This window comes from Nonomuraea fastidiosa (assembly GCF_042751225.1).
In the GTDB taxonomy this organism is placed as follows: Bacteria; Actinomycetota; Actinomycetes; order Streptosporangiales; family Streptosporangiaceae; genus Nonomuraea; species Nonomuraea fastidiosa.
In genome coordinates this window covers 1,532,164-1,548,668 of record NZ_CP170570.1, presented here as the reverse complement: position 1 = coordinate 1,548,668, position 16,505 = coordinate 1,532,164, and the positions used below count along the sequence as shown (strand labels likewise).

General features: G+C 71.7%; 16 protein-coding genes. 8 read left to right on the top strand and 8 right to left on the bottom strand.

All coding sequences use genetic code 11. The features are described from left to right. Positions 1 to 315: 315 nt before the first annotated feature. Positions 316 to 1,212, top strand: a complete 897-nt coding sequence (locus tag ACFMQL_RS06975) for a hypothetical protein (protein WP_364058797.1) — start codon at positions 316 to 318, stop codon at positions 1,210 to 1,212. On the opposite strand, the gene ACFMQL_RS06970 is transcribed toward ACFMQL_RS06975, so the two are convergent. Continuing rightward, on the bottom strand, positions 1,182 to 2,516 hold the full coding sequence (locus ACFMQL_RS06970; protein ID WP_364058794.1) for a GH1 family beta-glucosidase: 1,335 nt from the start codon (positions 2,514 to 2,516) through the stop codon (positions 1,182 to 1,184). The two genes, ACFMQL_RS06975 and ACFMQL_RS06970, sit on opposite strands and share 31 nt — an antisense overlap. Before the next feature lie 85 nt (positions 2,517 to 2,601). Between ACFMQL_RS06970 and ACFMQL_RS06965 the strand changes: the two genes are divergently transcribed. After that, positions 2,602 to 3,258 carry a TetR/AcrR family transcriptional regulator gene (locus tag ACFMQL_RS06965; RefSeq protein ID WP_364058791.1) on the top strand — a complete coding sequence of 219 codons (657 nt, stop codon included), beginning with the start codon at positions 2,602 to 2,604 and terminating at the stop codon, positions 3,256 to 3,258. On the opposite strand, the gene ACFMQL_RS06960 is transcribed toward ACFMQL_RS06965, so the two are convergent. After that, positions 3,255 to 4,187 (bottom strand): aldo/keto reductase, encoded by a 933-nt coding sequence (locus tag ACFMQL_RS06960; protein WP_364058788.1) that lies wholly within the window; start codon positions 4,185 to 4,187, stop codon positions 3,255 to 3,257. The genes ACFMQL_RS06965 and ACFMQL_RS06960 overlap by 4 nt on opposite strands. Positions 4,188 to 4,279: 92 nt before the next feature. Here ACFMQL_RS06960 and ACFMQL_RS06955 point away from each other — a divergent pair, with 92 nt between their 5' ends. From ACFMQL_RS06955 to ACFMQL_RS06930, 6 genes are all read left to right on the top strand, one after another. Continuing rightward, a complete protein-coding gene (locus tag ACFMQL_RS06955; protein WP_364058785.1) occupies positions 4,280 to 4,639 on the top strand; it encodes a MerR family transcriptional regulator in 360 nt (119 codons plus the stop codon). A 36-nt stretch (positions 4,640 to 4,675) separates the two neighbouring features. After that, positions 4,676 to 6,118: a penicillin-binding transpeptidase domain-containing protein gene (locus ACFMQL_RS06950; RefSeq protein ID WP_364058782.1), complete on the top strand. Its 1,443-nt coding sequence runs from the start codon at positions 4,676 to 4,678 to the stop codon at positions 6,116 to 6,118. Between the two features lie 444 nt (positions 6,119 to 6,562). After that, the gene (locus ACFMQL_RS06945; RefSeq protein ID WP_378784979.1) at positions 6,563 to 7,348 is read left to right on the top strand and encodes an AMP-binding protein; all 786 of its coding nucleotides are present in this window, start codon (positions 6,563 to 6,565) and stop codon (positions 7,346 to 7,348) included. A 266-nt stretch (positions 7,349 to 7,614) separates the two neighbouring features. Continuing rightward, positions 7,615 to 8,877, top strand: coding sequence for an ABC transporter substrate-binding protein (locus tag ACFMQL_RS06940; RefSeq protein WP_364059567.1), 1,263 nt, complete (start codon positions 7,615 to 7,617; stop codon positions 8,875 to 8,877). A gap of 92 nt (positions 8,878 to 8,969) precedes the next feature. Next, on the top strand, positions 8,970 to 9,857 hold the full coding sequence (locus ACFMQL_RS06935; protein ID WP_378784977.1) for a carbohydrate ABC transporter permease: 888 nt from the start codon (positions 8,970 to 8,972) through the stop codon (positions 9,855 to 9,857). Further along, positions 9,854 to 10,714, top strand: coding sequence for a carbohydrate ABC transporter permease (locus ACFMQL_RS06930; protein WP_364058773.1), 861 nt, complete (start codon positions 9,854 to 9,856; stop codon positions 10,712 to 10,714). The genes ACFMQL_RS06935 and ACFMQL_RS06930 overlap by 4 nt, the downstream gene beginning before the upstream one ends. A gap of 76 nt (positions 10,715 to 10,790) precedes the next feature. On the opposite strand, the gene ACFMQL_RS06925 is transcribed toward ACFMQL_RS06930, so the two are convergent. The 6 genes from ACFMQL_RS06925 to ACFMQL_RS06900 form a co-directional block, all read right to left on the bottom strand. Beyond that, entirely contained in the window at positions 10,791 to 11,798 is a 1,008-nt protein-coding gene (locus ACFMQL_RS06925) for a 2-hydroxyacid dehydrogenase (protein ID WP_378784975.1), read from the bottom strand. A 76-nt stretch (positions 11,799 to 11,874) separates the two neighbouring features. Beyond that, positions 11,875 to 12,417 carry a histidine phosphatase family protein gene (locus tag ACFMQL_RS06920; RefSeq protein WP_378784974.1) on the bottom strand — a complete coding sequence of 181 codons (543 nt, stop codon included), beginning with the start codon at positions 12,415 to 12,417 and terminating at the stop codon, positions 11,875 to 11,877. After that, on the bottom strand, positions 12,414 to 13,847 hold the full coding sequence (locus tag ACFMQL_RS06915) for an FGGY family carbohydrate kinase (RefSeq protein WP_364058764.1): 1,434 nt from the start codon (positions 13,845 to 13,847) through the stop codon (positions 12,414 to 12,416). Before ACFMQL_RS06915 ends, ACFMQL_RS06920 begins: the two co-directional genes overlap by 4 nt. Then, on the bottom strand, positions 13,844 to 14,632 hold the full coding sequence (locus tag ACFMQL_RS06910; protein WP_378790142.1) for an FGGY-family carbohydrate kinase: 789 nt from the start codon (positions 14,630 to 14,632) through the stop codon (positions 13,844 to 13,846). The genes ACFMQL_RS06915 and ACFMQL_RS06910 overlap by 4 nt, the downstream gene beginning before the upstream one ends. Then, positions 14,632 to 15,321, bottom strand: coding sequence for an FGGY family carbohydrate kinase (locus ACFMQL_RS06905; RefSeq protein WP_378784972.1), 690 nt, complete (start codon positions 15,319 to 15,321; stop codon positions 14,632 to 14,634). The genes ACFMQL_RS06910 and ACFMQL_RS06905 overlap by 1 nt, the downstream gene beginning before the upstream one ends. 192 nt (positions 15,322 to 15,513) lie before the next feature. After that, on the bottom strand, positions 15,514 to 16,479 hold the full coding sequence (locus ACFMQL_RS06900; RefSeq protein ID WP_378784971.1) for a sugar-binding transcriptional regulator: 966 nt from the start codon (positions 16,477 to 16,479) through the stop codon (positions 15,514 to 15,516). Between the last annotated feature and the right edge of the window lie 26 nt (positions 16,480 to 16,505).

Genomic DNA, 16,505 nt, shown 5'->3' with positions numbered 1-16,505 from the left:
CTGGGGGAGTGCCTCAAGGCGACCGAACCATGTTCTGTCCATGCGTGCAAGAGGCGCATCGCACCTCCTGCGGGCGCGGCGCGCGGGCCGGCGGATGTCGCTCCCCGGCACGTCGAGCGCCATTTCGCGGTGGCGGATTCGACCGCCGTCTCGGGCTGCCGGCGGTCCCCGAAAGCGCTCGAATTTTTATGTCGCGCTTATGTCGGTCAAAAGCCCGAGAACCCCATCAAAGGTGCAGCAGTTACGTCGTTCGGATGACAGGAATCAAGATCATCTTCTATAGTTTCGGTCCGTCTACGAGGGGAGGGGACGGGTGTGAGAATCTGGCGGCTCGCCGTTCTCCTCACCGTGCTCGCCGGGCTGCTCGCACTCCCCGCCCCCACCCCGGCCGCAGCCGCTCCCTCCCCTGCTGAGCTGCGGAAACTCACCAAGCAGGCGGCCCAGCTCGAAAAGGACTACCGCGGCCAGATCCAGAGCCTGGAGGACATCAAGCTCCAGGTGAAGCGGGCGAACGCCACATCCGGTGCGCTGCAGGCCCAGCTCAAGGCCGCTCAGGAGGAGGTCAGGCGCATCGCGCAGACCTCCTACATGGTCGGGCCGCTCGAAGGCGTCCACCTCCTCACGCCCTCCGGTGACCCGTACCAGGTGCTCGGGCAGGCCGCGAACCTCGCGTACATGGCCAACGAGCGCGCCCAGCGCGTCGCGAGCATCAAAAGGCTCATCGCGAAATCGAACCAGGCCAAGATCAACGCGAATAAGAAGGTCGAGAACCTCCGCAAGGAGATCAAGCGGCTCCAGTCGCGGCGTTCCGAGGTTCAGAAACTGCTCGCCAAATACGGCTTCCAGCAGCCCGGCTCCTCCAGCGGCCTGACCCCGCGCATGGTCGCGGTCCGCGCCGAGATCATGGCGAACTTCCCCATGAAGTACGGCGTCGGCTGCCTGCGCCCCGGCGACCCCGGCGAGCACGGCAAGGGCCGTGCCTGCGACTTCATGATGTCCAGGGGCGGCACCATGGCCACCGGCGCCGACGAGGCGATCGGCGACGCGCTCGCCAACTGGCTGATCAAGAACGGCGCCCGCATCGGCGTCATGTACATCATCTGGAAACAGCGCTACTACGACATACGCTCAGGCGGCGGCTGGGATCCGATGTCCGACCGCGGCGGCGTGACGGCCAACCACTACGACCACGTCCACGTCTCGGTGTTCTGAGCGCTCTGGGCTCTCAGGAAGTCGCGGAACCAGTGGTAGGAGCGCTTCGGCGTGCGCCGCTGGGTGGCGAAGTCCACGTGGACGAGGCCGAAGCGCTGGTGGTAGCCCTCGGCCCACTCGAAGTTGTCCAGCAGCGACCAGACGAAGTAGCCCCGCACGTCCACGCCGTCGTCCATGGCGCGGCGCAGCGCCGCGATGTGCTCCTTGAGGAAGGCCACGCGGTCGGCGTCGTCGATCGTGCCGTCATCGCCGGGGACATCGGGCTGCGAGCAGCCGTTCTCGGTGATGAGGATCGGCGGGAGCGCGGCGCCGTAGCGCGAGCGCAGGCCGGTGAGCAGCTCGTGCAGGCCCTCGGGCACCACCGGCCAGCCGAAGGCCGTCGTGGGGTGGCCGGTGATGCCGGCGTCGGTGAACGGCAGGGCGTCGTCCGTCGGCGCGGCGATGCGGGTGGGGTTGTAGTAGTTGACGCCCAGGGCGTCGATGGGGGCCGAGATGGCCTCCAGGTCGCCGTCCCTGACGAAGCCGAGATCGGTGGTGTAGGCCGACAAGTCGGGGTACGCGCCCGTCAGCACGGGATCGGTGAACAGGCGGTTGTGCAGGATGTCGTACGCCTCGGCGGCCCGCACGTCGGCCTCGTCGCCGGAGGCGGGCCGGACCGGGGTGTGGTTGTTGGTGAGCGCCACCTGGCGCGCCCCGGCCGCCCGCAGCGCCGCCACCGCGCGGCCGTGGGCCAGGAGCTGGTGGTGCGCGGCGGGCAGCGCGCCGGTCAGCAGCGCGTGGCCGGGGGCGTGCAGGCCCATCGCGTAGCCGTAGGCCATGTGCACGAACGGCTCGTTGAGCGTGATCCACAGCGGCACCCGGTCGGCCAGACGGCCCGCGACCACGGCGGCGTAGTCGGCGAACACCTCGGCGGTGTCGCGGTTCAGCCAGCCGCCCCTGTCCTCCAGCGCCTGCGGCAGGTCCCAGTGGAAGAGCGTCGGCACCGGCCGTACGCCCGCCGCGAGCAGCCCGTCCACCAGCCGGTCGTAGAAGCCGAGGCCGCGCTCGTTCACCCGGCCCGCACCCTGCGGCAGCACGCGCGGCCAGGCGATGGAGAAGCGGTAGGCGTTGACGCCGAGATCCGCCATGAGCGCGACGTCCTCGCGCCAGCGGTGGTAGTGGTCGCAGGCCACGTCGCCGGTGTGGCCGTCGCGGGTGCGGCCGGGCTCGTGGGAGAAGACGTCCCAGATGGAGGTGCCCCTGCCGTCCTCGCCGGTCGCGCCTTCGATCTGGTAGGCCGCCGTGGCCGTACCCCACAAGAACATGCCCGGCCCTCCAATGCTCCGCGAGTCCGGCTCATGTTAGCTGAGGGCGTGACTGGGCCTCACCGACATGCGTCAGGATGGGGACATGACCAGTACCTTGCGCCGCCGCCCCGCCCAGCGCCGGAGCGTCGAGCGGGTGGAGCGCATGCTCGACGAGTGTGCGCTGCTGCTCGACGAGGTCGGTTACGACGCGCTGACGACGAAGGAGGTCGCCCGCCGGGCCGAGGTGCCGATCGGCACCTTCTATCAGTTCTTCCACGACAAGCAGGGCCTGGTGCGTGCGCTGGCGCGGCGCAACCTGGAGGCGTTCCTGCAGCGCGTCGTCCAGCGCATCCAGCAGGCCCGCCCGGCTCACTGGGGCGAGCTGGTCGATGCGACCATCGACGAGTTCGTGGAGATGAAGCGCACCACGCCCGGCTTCGGGGTGGTCGACTTCGGCGAGGTGCTCGCCACCCCCGGCGGGCCCGCCGTCGGGGGCAGCAAGCGGGCGCTCGACGAGACCCAGGAGAACGGCGTCGTGGTGGCCGAGCGCATGCGCGCGCTGACGCTCCACCTCGTCGATGCCCCCGCGAGCCCCGAGCTCGACCGCGCCCTGCTCGTCGCCGTCGAGGCCAGCGACTCGGTGCTCAAGCTGGCCTTCAGAGCCGACCCGGCCGGCGATCCCGGCCTGATCGCCGAGTGCAAGAAACTCGTCCGCCGCTACCTCGCCGACCACCTCCCGCCGCTGCCCGAGCAGGGCTAGCAGGCCGCGTCGAGCCGGGCACGCCGGCCCGCGTCCAGCGTGAGCCGCGCCCCGCCGATGGCCTCATCGAGCTGCTCCATCGTGGAGACCCCGACGATGGGCACCACGCCGCCGCCGATCAGCCAGGCCAGCACCACCTGGTTGGGGGTGGCGCCCAGCTCGCCGGCCACCTCTCGCAGCGCCGCCAGCCGCCGCTCCGTGCCCGGGTGGTCGTAGATCTCCGGGATCTTCCGGTCCTGCCGCGTGTACGCACCGAACATCAGCGTGTTGTACGCCCACAGCGTGATCTCGGGCTCGGCGGCCAGGTAGTCGAAGGTGTCGTCGGTGGCCAGCGTGTGCCCGGTCTCGGCCGGCCTGGTGCCCGGTCGCGGCCGCAGGTAGGTGTGGCGGAGCTGGAGATGGGTGTAGCGGGCCCAGCCGTGCGCGGCCGAGACGTTCCGCGCCCGCTCCAGCCGCCATGCGGCCATGTTGCTCGCCCCGATCGAGCGGACCTTGCCGGCGCGTACGAGCTCGTCGAACGCCCCCAGCGTCTCCTCAAGAGGCGTGGAGCGGTCGTCGATGTGCGCCCAGTAGACGTCGATCCTGTCGGTGCCCAGCCGCTGCAGGCTGCCCTCCACGGCCTTGGCGATGACGCCCGCCGACAGGCCCTCGGCCGAGTCGAGCGTCCGGTCGCCGGGGACGGTCGGCCGCGCGCCCACCTTCGTGCTGATCACCATCTCGTCGCGGACGCCGCGCGCGGCCAGCCACGCGCCGATGGTCAGCTCGCTCTCGTCGCCCGTACGGCCCTCTACCCAGAACGGGTAGTTGTTGGCCGTGTCGAGCCTGGTGCCGCCGGCCTCGCGGAACCGGTCGAGGATGGCGAAGGTGTCCTCCTTGCTCACGGACGTACCGAAGTGGATCGTGCCCAATGCGATGTCGATGGCGTTCATGGCGACGACTGTGCAGGCTGGAGTGCACTCCACGTCAACAGCGTTCATTTCGGGTTGACCTGGAGTGCACTCCAGGTGCGATGCTGGGGCCCGTGAGCGTGTACACACCCGCGGAGGTCTCCGAGGAGACCGGTTTCAGCATCGACACCCTCCGTTACTACGAGAAGATCGGCCTGCTGGAGCGCGTCAACCGGAACGCGGCGGGCCAGCGCAGGTTCACGGAGCAGGACGTCGGCTGGCTCGGCATGCTGCGCTGCCTGCGCGACACCGGCATGCCCATCGCCACCATGCTGCGCTTCGCCGAGCTCGTACGCGCCGGCGACCACACCATCCCCGACCGCATCGAGCTGCTGGAAGAGCACGACCGCCAGGTGCAGGCCCAGATCGACAACCTCATCGAGCGGCAGCGCTACATCCACAACAAGATCTCCTACTACCGCAGCGTCCTCTAGCTCCCGCTTTGCGGCGCGGTTGGTACACCTCGAACCATGGCCGGTTCGAGGGCGAGGTGGATCAACGTACCCCTGGCCCGCGTGGCCAGACTGTGCTCGGCGCTGCTGTTCGTGCTGCTCGCGCACATCACACTGATCCAGGCGTTCGGCGCGGGCGCGCTGAACGCCGACCTCAGGAACGAGCGCACGCTCATCGACCGGTACGCCCGCCCGCGCGGCGACATCCGCACCTACGACGGCACCGTCATCGCCACCAGCCGCCCCGCCGAGGGCCGCTACCGCTACCAGCGCGTCTATCCGCAGGGCGCCAGGTACGCGGCCGTCACCGGCCACGTGTCGCTGCGCCGGGCCACCGGCATCGAGCAGGCGCAGGAGCCCCTGCTGACCGGCGACGACCCCAAGGTCAAGGTGCGCTCGCTGGTCAGCGGCGGCAGCGGCGCGGGCGCGCAGGTACGGCTGACCATCAGAGACCGCGTGCAGCTCGCCGCCTACGACGGGCTCGCCGCCACCGGCCTGGCGGGCGCGGCGGTCGCCATCGACCCGGCGACCGGGGCGGTGCTGGCGCTGGTCACCGCCCCGACGTACGACCCCAACACGCTGGCCACGTTCGACCGGTTCAAGCTGGCCGCGACATCCAAGCGGCTGCGCGGGTCGCCCGACCGGCCGCTGCTCAACCGGGCGCTCAACCGGCTCTATCCGCCCGGGGCCACGTTCAAGCTGGTCACCGCGGCGGCGGCGCTTGCCTCGGGCGAGTACACGCCGACGGTCCTGCTGGACGCGCCCGCCCGGCTGCGGCTGCCCGGTTCGCCCGTGTACGTGCGCGACACCGGCTGCGGCGCCGAGCACCCCACGCTCCTGTACGCCTTCCAGGCCCCCTGCGACACGGCATTCGCCGGCATCGGGCTGCAGCTCGGGCAGGACCTGCTCAGGGACCAGGCGGAGGCGTTCGGGTTCAACGCCGGCGAACTGCGCATCCCGCTGGCCGCCAGCGGCAGCCGCTACCCGGTGTCCACCGACCGCTCGCAGACCGCGCTCGCGGCCATCGGGCAGCACGACAACCGGGCCACGCCGCTCATGGTGGCCATGCTGTCGGCGGCGGTGGCCAACGACGGGGTGCTGATGCGGCCGTACCTGGTGGAGGACGTCCGGCTCGCGGACGGGGCGGTGATCAGCAGGGCGGCGCCCGTGGCGTACCGGACGGTGATGCCGCCGATGCTGGCGCGGTACCTGGCGGCCATGATGGCGACCGCTCCGGGCGCCGGTGGTACCAGCAGGTCGATCGCGGGGGTGCGGGTGGCGATGAAGGCAGCCACCTCGCCGCCCGGCGTGCCGGGGGCGCAGGACGTCGCACTGGTCACGGCGTTCGCTCCGGCCGAGGCGCCGGAGGTGGCGGTGGGCGTGGTCCTCGAACGGCCGGGCGTGCGGGGCCGGGCGGTGACCGCGATCGCCCGCGCCATGATCCGGGCGGCGCTCAGCTAGCTCTCATCCGCCTGCTTCACCGCTGGATCGCTCGGGGGCGCGAAACGTGATCCGCTCGGATTCTCCACGCGTACACAGATCGCCGCATGGGTGATCGGCGGCAAGTGACGTCTCTACACATCCCGGCGGGTCCCCGCTTACATCGTCGAATGGCCATGTCAGCGCATGTGCGGCGGCATGTGCACGCCTACCGTTCTTCGTGTGATCGGCCACGCCGCCCGGCACTTGCGCCAGGCGAGCGCAGGCGCCGCGGCCGGTCGGTCGGAGACGTCACGCGTCCGTACGGAGGCCGGCCTTCTCGGAGGGGTGGGGGCCGGGTTCCCGGGGCTCGTGACAGCGGGCCCGAGTCGCGCAGGGCTCGGGCCCGCACACCCGGCCGAATGCACAACCGCCTACATAGATCGGTGGATGCCGGGCCGCCCTGCCGGCCGTACGTTGGCGGGCATGAGATCCACCGCCCCGGCCCCTGATCCGGCCACCGGCACCGTGATCCACGAAGTCTTCCACCGGGCCTACGAGCGCGGCGACCGTCCCGCCCTCGTCGATCTGCGCGGCGGCCACGTCTACGGCTACCGCCGCCTGGTGACCGAGGTGACCAGGGCGGCATCCGGCCTCGTCCGCAGAGGCGCAAGGCGCGACCAGGTGGTGGGCGTGCACGTATCGACGGCGGGGGCGCAGACGCTCGCGGTGCACACGGTGATGGCGGCGGGCGGGGTGGCGGCGCCGGTCGCGGCGGGGATGGGGGCATACGAGCTGGGTGCGTGGCTGCGCGAGTGCGACGCCCGCGCCCTGATCACCACGCCCGACCTGGCCGAGCCGGCGATCGCGGCGGCCGAGCAGTCGCGGGTGCGGCAGGTCTACTCGCTGGGCCGCGCGCTCGGCACGATCGACTTCCGCTGCCTGCTCTCGCTGGAGCCGGCCGCGCTGCCCGCGCTCGACGCGGCCCGCCAGCCCGCGCTGCTGCTGCCCGGCGGCCGCCGGCTGTCCCACGCCGAGCTGCTGGCCGAAATGGCGGAGCTCGACCTGCGGATCCGCCTGACCGAGTCCGACGTCGTGCTGACCACGTGGCCGCCCGACTGCGGCTGCGACCTGCTCGTCCTGGTGGCGCTCGGGGTGTCGAAGGGGGCGCTGGTCATCGCGGCGGGCGGCGGCGATCTCGCGGGCACCCGCCACGACTTCGGCGTGACCGTCGTGGCGGGCCCCGACGGCAAGCTGGAACGTCTCGCCTGACAAGCGCAGTCAACATGCCGAGGCGCGCCGGTCGGCGCGGGGCACCGGCGTGCGTGCGGCGTCTCGGCTGGTGGCGAGCCCGGCGCGGTGGGGCGTATCGCTTCACAGCTCGAGTATGCGGAGCTGTTACCGCCCATCCCTTGACGGGGCGCGGCCGGAAGTGGGTTGATAGCCACACGTTGACAACGTTGTCAAGAAGTAAACCTTCGGGGGATCGAAGGGATGGTGTGGGGATGCGACGGTGGTTAGCGGCCGTATCGATCACGATGGTCAGCGTGCTGGGTCTGACTGCCTGCGGAGGCGACGGCGGCGGACAGGCATCGCAATCACCCGCGGCGGACAGCGGCGGGAAGCAGCAGGTTGAGGTCTTCTCCTGGTGGACGGGACCGGGTGAGGCCGACGGCCTGCAGGCGATGAAGAAGATCTTCGAGGAGAAGAACCCGGACTACTCCTTCTTCGACGCCGCGGTGGCGGGCGGCTCCGGTGACAAGGCCAAGGCGCTGCTGCAGTCGAAGCTCCAGGCGAACACCCCGCCCGACACGTTCCAGGGCCACGCGGGCGCCGAGCTGCAGGGCTACATCAAGGCGGGCAACCTGGAGGACCTGACCCCGCTCTACGATGAGCTGAAGCTGAAGGACGTCTTCCCCGAGCAGCTCATCGAGCAGATCAGCGTCGACGGCAAGATCTACTCCGTGCCGGTGAACATCCACCGCTCCAACGTCCTGTGGTACAACCCGGGCGTGCTCAAGGAGGCCGGGGTCTCGGGTGCGCCCAAGACGATCGAGGAGTTCATCGCGGCGCTGGAGAAGGTCAAGGGCACCGGCAAGATCCCGCTGTCCATCGGCTCCGAGTGGACGGTCACCCACCTGCTGGAGAGCGTGCTGCTCGGCACGCTGGGCGCCGACAACTACAACGCGCTGTTCAAGCCGGGCGCCGACTGGAACAGCGCGCAGGTGACGACCGCCCTGGAGAACTTCGCCAAGATCATGGAGTACGCGGGCGACCCGCAGGACGACTGGCAGCCGGCGGCCAAGCAGGTGGCCGACGGCGAAGCGGCGTTCAACATCATGGGCGACTGGGCGTACGGCTACTTCCACAACCCGCCGGAGGGCGGCCTCGGCAAGACGTCGAAGACGGACTTCGACTGGGCGCCGTCGCCCGGCACCGAGGGCACCTACCTGTGGCTGTCCGACAGCTTCACGCTGCCCAAGGGCGCGAAGAACCGCGACGGGGCGCTTGCCTGGCTGAAGGTGGCCGCCAGCAAGGAGGGCCAGGACGCCTTCAACCCGAAGAAGGGCTCCATCCCCGCCCGTAAGGACGCCGACCAGTCGCTCTACACCGACTACCTGGCGGACGCGCTGAAGGACTGGCAGAGCAACAAGCTCGCCGGCTCCATCCAGCACGGTGTGGCGGTGAACCAGCCCTGGCTGGCCGCGATCAACGAGGCGGTCGGCCTGTTCATCGGCACCAAGGACGTCAAGGCGCTGCAGCAGGCCCTGGCCGACGCGGCCGCGGCCAACGCGCAGTGACGCTCCTGGTGCATCGCTCGACAACAGCCGCTCGATAAACGGCACAGGCGCGGCGGGCCCGGCTTGCGGGCCCGCCGCCCCCGTGGGAGGTCATGCTTGTGAGGCGGGCACGCTCGTGGCTGCCCGGGCTGCTCCTCGTGACACCGTCGATCATCCTGATCGCTGTCTTCGTGTACGGCATGCTGGGCTGGAACTTCCGCCTGGCGATGACCGACCAGCACGACGAGGTGTCCGAGGGCGAGTTCGTGGGGCTGCAGAACTTCGTGGACATCTGGGACCAGTCCCGGTGGCACCTGTCCGTGAACCACGCGATCATGTTCACGGTCGTCTTCGTGCTGGGAGCGCTGCTGCTCGGGTGGCTCCTGGCGTTCCTGATGGAGAAGGGGATCAGGGGCGAGGGCACGTTCCGCGCGATCTACCTGTTCCCGATGGCCATCTCGTTCGTCGCGACCGGCATCGTGTGGCGGTGGCTGATGAACTCCGGCACGGGGGAGCGGGCGGTCGGTCTGAACCGGCTGTTCGACTGGCTGGGGCTGCCGCAGTGGCAGTGGTTCCGTGACCCCGACTGGGGGATGGCCGCGATGGCACTGCCAGCGATATGGCAGATGTCCGGATATGTCATGGCACTTTTCCTGGCGGGGTTCCGCGGCGTCCCCGAGGAGCTGCGCGAGGCCGCCCGGGTGGACGGCTGCAACGAGTGGGGCGTCTACCGGCACGTGGTGCTGCCCATGCTCCGGCCGGTCACGCTGTCTGCGCTGATCATCCTCGGCCACATCTCGCTCAAGGTCTTCGACCTGATCGTCGCGGTGTCCGGCAAGCAGATCATCACCGACGTGCCCGCGGTCTTCATGTGGGTGGCGGTGTTCGACTCGCACGACCCGGCCAAGGGCGCCACGATCGCGTCCTACATCGTGCTCAGCGTGGCGATCTTCGTGATCCCGTACCTGATCTGGTCGGTGCGTAAGGAGAGGCGGTCATGACGGCGGTGGCCGGGCGCAGGGCGGCGGGCTTTCAGTACGTGCGGCTCGCCGTGCTCATCCTGTTCGTCCTGATCTTCCTCATCCCGATCTACGTGCTGCTGGTCACCAGCTTCAAGCCGCTCACCGAGGCCGACCCGGGGCAGGCGTGGAACCTGCCCCAGACGTGGACGACCGAGGCATGGAGGGTGGCCTGGGAGAAGCTCGCGCCGGGCCTGTGGAACAGCGTGCTGCTCGCGGTGCCGGGCTCGCTGCTGTCGTGCGCGCTCGGCTCCATGAACGGCTACGTGCTGTCCAAGTGGCGCTTCCCCGGGGCCGACGTGCTGTTCACGCTCTTTCTGTTCGGGATGTTCATCCCGTACCAGGGCGTGATGATCCCGCTCGTGCAGCTCCTCGTCGGGCTGAACGACCTCACCGGGCTGGACGGCGTCTTCTACGGCGGCATCCCCGGCCTGGTGCTCGCGCACGTCGTGTACGGCATCCCGATCTGCACGCTGATCTTCCGCAACTACTATGTGACGATCCCCGACGAGCTGATCGAGGCGTCGCGGGTGGACGGGGCGGGCATGCTCCGCGCGTACTGGTCGGTCGTCCTGCCGGTGTCGGGGCCGGCCATCGCCGTGGTGATCATCTGGCAGTTCACCTCGATGTGGAACGACTTCCTGTTCGCGGTGTTCCTCACCGGGCCGACGAGCTGGCCCACGACCGTGATGCTGAACAACATCGCGGGTGCGCAGGCCACCCCGTACAGCCAGCAGATGGCCGCCGCCATCCTGGCGTCGATCCCGACGATGCTGATCTACGTGCTGCTCGGCCGGTTCTTCATGCGCGGGCTCATGGCGGGCGCGCTCAAGGGCTGACACGGGCCGGCCCGGGCCGGATCCGGGTGACTCAGGTCGGCCCGGCTCAGCCCGGGGCGGCTCGGGTCAGCTCGGGTCAGCTCGGGTTGGCGAGGTGGGCGATGGGCTCGCCGCGTACGTAGCGGGCCACGTCGGCGGCCACGATCGCCGCCGCCTTCTTCGCCGTCTCCTTGCTGGCCCCGGCCAGGTGCGGGGTCATCACCAGGTTCGGCGTCGTGAGCAGGCGCGACCCCGGCGGGATCGGCTCGTCGGGGAAGACGTCGCACGCGGCGCCGAACAGGTGGCCGGACTCGAGCGCGTCGCACAGCGCGTCGTAGTCGAGCAGCGCGCCCCGCGCGCAGTTGACCAGCACCGAGCCCTTCGGCATGGCGGCGATCTCGGCCGCGCCGATCATCCCGGCGGTCTCGGGGGTGGCGCGGGCGTGCAGGGAGACGAACAGCGAGCGTTCCAGCAGCTCGCGCAGGCCGACGTTGCCGGGCGCGGCCACGTACGGGTCGTGCACCAGCACGTTCGCGCCGAACCCTTCGAGCATGCGGGCCACCCGGCTGCCGATCGCGCCGTAGCCGATCAGGCCGACCGTGTTGCCGTCGAGCTCGGGCCCGACCTGGTCGTAGGAGTAGTAGTCGCTGCGCCACGCGCCGCCCTTCAGCTCCGTGTGGGTCTGCGGGATGCGGCGGGTGGCGGCGAGCAGCATCGCCAGGGTGTGCTCGGCGGTGGCCACCGCGTTGCGGCCGGGTGCGAACGTCACCTTCACCCCGGCCTCGGTGGCCGCCTTGAGGTTGGCGTTCACCGGACCGCTCCGGCTCACGCAGAACAGCCGCAGGCCGGGCGAGGCGTCCAGCACGCGCTTGGTGAGCGGCGCCATCTGGGTGACGCACACCTCGACGCCGCGCAGCGCCTCGATCAGCTCGTCCTCCACGTCGGACGCCTCGTCCACCTCGCCCACCGGGCCGAACGGCACGACCGGCCAGGGCAGCGTCAGCTCGCGGACGTCCAGCTCACCGGGCACGGCGCTCTTCAGCGCGTCGATGAGCAGGTCGTTCCTGACGAAATGGTCGCCTGCGGCGAGGACTTTGAGTGTCAACGAACGGCTCCAATCGGGGAGTTGTACTGCAGCAGCGCCACCCGTCCCGTGCCGGCCTCGTCCAGGCGCAGCTCGGTCAGGGCGCAGTTGTCCAGCCGGGGAACAGCCGGCGGTACTCGCCGAGCGGCAGCCCGAGCAGCCGGCACAGGGAGAGCCTGATGGCGGTGGTGTGCGCGACGACCAGCACGCGGCCGCCCGCGTGGGCGGCGGCGATGTCGCCGAGCGCGGCGACGAACCGCTCGGCGGCGGCGTACGGGTCCTCGCCGCCCGGCAGCGGATGCGCGGCGGGGTCGGCCTCGAACGCGGCCCTGGCCTCGGGGAAGCGGGCCTTCATCTCGGCCGACGTGAGGCCCTCGCCCTGGCCGAAGTCCAGCTCGCGCAGCCGGGCGTCGGTGCGCACGGAGAGCCCGGCCCTGGCCGCGGCGGTCTCTGCGGTGATCACCGCCCGGCTCAGCGTGGACGCCCACACGGCCGCGAGCCCCGCTCCCGCCGCCCAGGAGGCCAGCTCGGCGGCCTGCTCGTGGCCGCGCGGCGTCAGCTCGATGTCGCTGATCCCGGCGTAGCGGTTCTCGGCGTGCCAGACGGTCTCGCCGTGGCGGACGAGCACGAGGTCGGTCATCGGGCGGTCCTCTCGCGGGCGTGTGCGGCGGCCCGGCCGTCGAGCCAGCCGCGTTCTTCCAGCTCGGCCACGAACCGCAGGTACGGCTCGCGCACGCCGGTGTCCACGGGCTCGACGACGGCGCTGGTCCTGATCATCGCGTCGGGGTCGCCGCCGGCCAGGACGGCCATGCCCAGCGCGGGCTCGGCGTTCTCACGCAGCGTCACCGGGCGTTCGAGCACGTCGGCGCGGAGCCGCGTCCAGTACGCGCTCCTGGTGGCCCCGCCGGTGAGGATGATCTCGCCGTCCACGGGCGCGCCGAGCAGGTCGAGATAGTCGAAGCAGAGCCGTTCGACGAAGGCCGCGCCGAGCAGGATGGCGGCGTAGCGCTCCACGTCGTCGGCCGGCTCGCCGAGCGTGAAGCCCTCGGCGCCGGGCGCGGCGAACGGGAACCGCTCGCCCCGCGAGACCAGCGGGTACGTGACGGCGGGCGGCAGGCGGCGGCCGTAGCGCTCGGCGGCCTGCCGGCTGAGCGCGTCGAGGTCGGCGCCGGGCAGGTCGCGGGAGAGCACGCCCGCGCCCGTGCTGGACGCGCCGCCGGGCAGCCAGGAGCCGTCGGGGGCGCGGTGGGAGTAGACCACGCCGAGCGGGTCGTGGATCAGCTCCTTGGTGACGCCCTTGAGCACCAGCGTCGTGCCGAGCACCGAGTTCCAGCTTCCCGGACGCCGGGCGCCCGCGCCGAGCTGGGCGGCGCAGCCGTCGGTGGTGCCGGCGATCACCGGGGTGCCCTCGGGCAGGCCGGTCTCCTCGGCCGCCGCCGCGCACACCGTGCCGAGGCGGGCGCCTGGGCGTACGACGCGGGGCAGCGTGCCCTCGGGCACCCCCAGCGCGTCGAACACCTCCTCCGGCCAGCGCTCCTCGATCAGGTCCACGCCGGTCTTGAGCGCGTTGCTCAGGTCGGTGGCCACGTCGTGCCCCACCAGGCGGCGGTTGACGAAGTCGCTCTGGTGCGCGGCGCGGGCTCCTCGCGGGGCGTCCCGCAGCAGCCACAGCAGCTTCGGCAGCGCCCAGTTGGGCTGCATGCGGCGGTAGCCGAGGCGCTCCCACACCGCCGCGCCCGCCTCGTTGGCGCGGGTGGCGTCGGCGCGGCGGTCGTCGTACATGAGGGCGGGCGTCAGCGCCCGGCCGCCCGCGTCGGTGAGCAGGATCGTGCCCGAGGTGGCGTCCACGGCCACGCCCTCGACCCGCTCACCGCCGGGCACGCCGCGCAGCGCCTCGCGGGTGGCCGTGGCCAGCTCCCGCCACCACTGCTCGGGGTCCTGCTCGTGCCGGGGGCCGTCGCGGTGGCTGGTCAGCGGGCGGCTGCCGGTGCCCAGCACCCGTCCGTCCGCGGCCACGGCGAGCGCGCGTACGCTCTGCGTCCCGAGGTCGATGCCCACCCACACGCTCATGAACGGCTCCTCAGCTCGGCGAGCAGCGGCCAGGTGCCGGCGGCGCCGCCGCGCAGGGTCAGAAAGTCAGCGAAGAGGTCGTCGTAGAAGGCCCGGCGGGCGGGGTCGGGCTCGACGGGCTCGCGCAGCCGTACGTGCCGGGCCGCCGCCTCGGCGACGGACGGCGCCGCGCCGGTGGCGGCCAGCCCCACCAGGGCCGCGCCCCGCGCGCCCACCTCGCTGTCGGCGGAGCGGTGCACGGGCAGCCCGGTGACGTCGGCGATGAGCCGCAGCCAGACCGCGCTGTTGGCGCCGCCGCCGCACACCCGCAGCTCGGTCGGGGCCGCTCCGGTCGCCTCCAGGCAGTCGCGGATCACCATCGTCAGCCCTTCGAGCACGGCTCTGGCGACGTGCTCGTGGCCGTGCTCGAACGACATGCCGTGCAGCGACCCCCTGGCCTGCGGGTCGGAGAACGGCGCGCGCTCACCGGCCGGCGACAGGTAGGGCAGGAACGCGAGCCCCCGGGCGCCCGGTTCGCTGGTCGCGGCCAGCTCGCCCAGCTCGGCGGGGGCCGACAGCCCCAGCAGGCGGCACGTCCACTGCACGACCTCGGTGCCGGCGAAGGTGGGGAAGGCCCGCAGGTAGCCGCCGGGCAGCGCGATGGTGATGCCGGTCGGCGGGCCGTCGAGGTCGGGGGATGCGGCGATGACCTCGGTGCACAGCGTGGTGCCGAGGATGCCGCACGCCTGTCCCGGGCTGACCGCGCCGGAGCCCAGCGCGGTGGCGGCGATGTCGTACGGGGCCATCACCACCGGCGTTCCCGCCGCAAGGCCCAGCGTCTCGGCGGCCCGCGCGGTGAGCCCGGCGACCGGGCACGGCCGGATCGGCGGCAGCAGCCGCTCGGCCCACTCCAGGCCGAACAGGGCGAGCAGTTCGGGGAGTACGCCCGCTCGGTCAGGTCCATGAACGGCGCCGAGGCGTCGGACTCGTCGGCCGCGATCTCCCCGGTCATCCGGGAGTAGATCCAGCCGCCGCAGGTGAGCATGGCGCTGGACCGGTCGAGCCGGTCGGGGTCGTGGGCGCGCAGCCAGGTGAGGATGGCGTGCGGCAGCCCGGACGCGGCCGAGGAGCCGTTGCGCCGGAACGCCGTCTCGGCCAGTCCGTCGCGCGTCCACGCGGCGACGATGGCGGCGGCCCTGGCGTCGTTCCACAGGATGGCCGGGCCGGTGGGCTCGCCGGCCGCGTCCACCAGCCAGCAGCCGTCGCCCTGGGCGGTGACCGCCACCAGCTCGGCGCCGCCGGTCCTGGCCGCGACCTCGCGCACGGTCTCGGCCACCGCGTCCCACACGGCGTGCATGTCCTGCTCGGTGTGGCCGGGTGCGGGCCTGGTGACGACGGTCTCGCGCCGGGCGACGGCCGTCTCCAGGCCGGACTCGTCGTAGCCGACGGCCTTGATGACGGTGGTGCCGGCGTCCACGCAGATGATCGCCATCATGCCCTTCCATGTGAGGTCCTGGACCGGCGCGAGATCGAGTCGACGATCTCAAGACAGGGGCTGCCCGCGCACGGGCGGACACCCCTGGGTGTCCATCACGGTAGCGCGCAGTCAGAAACTTTGTCCAGCACAGATGTTCAGCGCTGGCGGTGTGAGGATCAGAGCGGTGTGAGGATCAGAGCGGTGTGAGGATCAGAGCTGGTGAGCCGCCGCCACCAGGCCCTCGGCCGTGGGCGTGTCCGTGACGAGCTGGTTGAAGTAGCCGCCCCGCGCGCCGGCCATGATCGAGAGCACCTTCTCGGCGCCCACCGCGACCGCGATCGAGCACGGGATGCGCCGCAACTGCTCCTGCTTGGCGGCGACCAGCCGCTCGCCGCCCGGGTACGTCACCGGCTCGCCGTCGCGGTCGTAGATCCGCATGCACACGTCGCCCACCGCCTGGCGCAGGCTCTCGGCGTCGCGCGGCATGAGCGAGGGCACCGTCTGCCGCATCAGCGGCGGGGAACCGACGCCCACCAGCGCGCACTTGGCCCGCTCCCACAGGTCCATCACCCGGCGCACCGACGGCTCGTGCTGCAGCGAGTAGAACAGCTCGGGTCCGGGCAGCGCCGGCGCATAGAGGTAGGCGGGCACGCCGCCGACGCGTTCTGCCAGGATGCGGGTGGTCTCGTTGGTCTGGAACCAGGGCTGCGGCTCCTCCTGGCCGCCCACCGCCGGGGCGATGGTGACGCCGGGGTAGCGGCCGAGGTCCTCGCGGGCGCACTCGTAGACCGTGGTGCCGGAGGAGACCAGCACGACGTCGCCCGACTCCAGCCCGGCCCCGGCCAGCGCGCGGGCCACGCCGGGGGCCAGCCAGGGGCCGAGCGCCGGGCCGCTGACCTTCGGCACCAGGTGGACGCGGTCGAGGCCGAGCAGCTCGGCCACCTCGGCGGCCAGCGGGCCGTCGCCGAGCGAGGCCGGGCGGTGCACCCTGATCTCGACGATGCCCTGCCTGCGCGCCTCGGTGAGCAGCCGGCTCACGGTGGCCCTGCTGACGCCGAGCCGCTTGGCGATGTCGCCCTGGGTGGCGTCCTCCAGGTAATACTGCTGGGCCGCGGTGTACATCAGCTCCTGGGGAAACCTGGCCTGCGCCTCGGGTGCGACGTCGGCGGCATTCATGCGCGCGCTCCTGAATGGACTGTGAA